1 protein-coding gene is annotated in these 943 nt (G+C 65.3%); it reads left to right on the forward strand.

The genetic code is table 11. The features are described 5' to 3' along the window. Nucleotides 1–943 (forward strand): TonB-dependent receptor domain-containing protein (locus tag J0A65_RS24190; RefSeq protein WP_206596813.1); only part of this gene is annotated, 943 nt, incomplete at both ends.

Consider the following 943-nt stretch of genomic DNA (forward strand, 5'->3'; position numbering starts at 1 on the left):
GATCAGCAGAAGCTCTATAGCGGCGCGGTCTACGGCCGCAGCGAGGATGCCCGCTTCGACGGCCTGGCCTACCTGACCACACGCGATGGCCGCGACATGAAGCTGGCCGGGAACATCCAGCTCGAACCCGAGTACGAGTACCCGCAGCGCTATCCGTTCACCGACAAGAAACTCGATGGCGCCTTGCTCAAGGGCAACTTCCGACCGAACGACGAGCACAGCTTCGGCCTGACGTTCATGCGTTCGCGCAGTGACGAGTTCGTCCCCTTCAGCGCGGCCAGCTTCCTGTTGCCGAGCCAGTACAGCATCGACCGCTACGGCAGCCTGGAGGCGGCCATGCGCCGGCTGATGGCCGATCGCGAGGTGACCGACACCACCTGGGCCGGCCGCTATCGCTACCAGCCGCTGGACAACCCCTGGATCGACCTCGAACTGAAGGCCTCCTGGTCCGAAACCGAGCAGATCGACGAGCGCGGCGAGGATGCCAGCTACTCGCTGGCCACCGGTGGCAAGTGGATGCGCACGGACTATCAGGACCGGGTCGTCGAGCTGCGCAACACCAGTCGCTTCGACACTGGCGTACTCGGCCACGAGCTGACCGCAGGGGTGGCCTGGCACGGCCACAAGCGGGACGTGCTGATGTACCTGCCGGGGTCCACCTACAACCGTCCGCAGTACAACTATGGCTGGGTCCAGCCTTACTTCATGCCGCGCGGCTCGCAGACGTCGCGCAGCGCCTACCTGCAGGACGCGATCACCCTGGGCGACCTCACCATCACGCCGTCATTGCGCTTCGACACGGTGCGCAACCAGGGCAAGGAAAACCTGGCGTCGAACTACAACAACTCCGAGCGCGGGCATGACTATCGGGCGCAGACCTACACGGGCTGGTCGCCGCGCCTGTCGCTGTTCTGGCGGGGCACCGACGAGTTCGCCCTGTTCG

This window comes from Bowmanella yangjiangensis (assembly GCF_017255015.1).
Taxonomy (GTDB): Bacteria; Pseudomonadota; Gammaproteobacteria; order Enterobacterales; family Alteromonadaceae; genus Bowmanella; species Bowmanella yangjiangensis.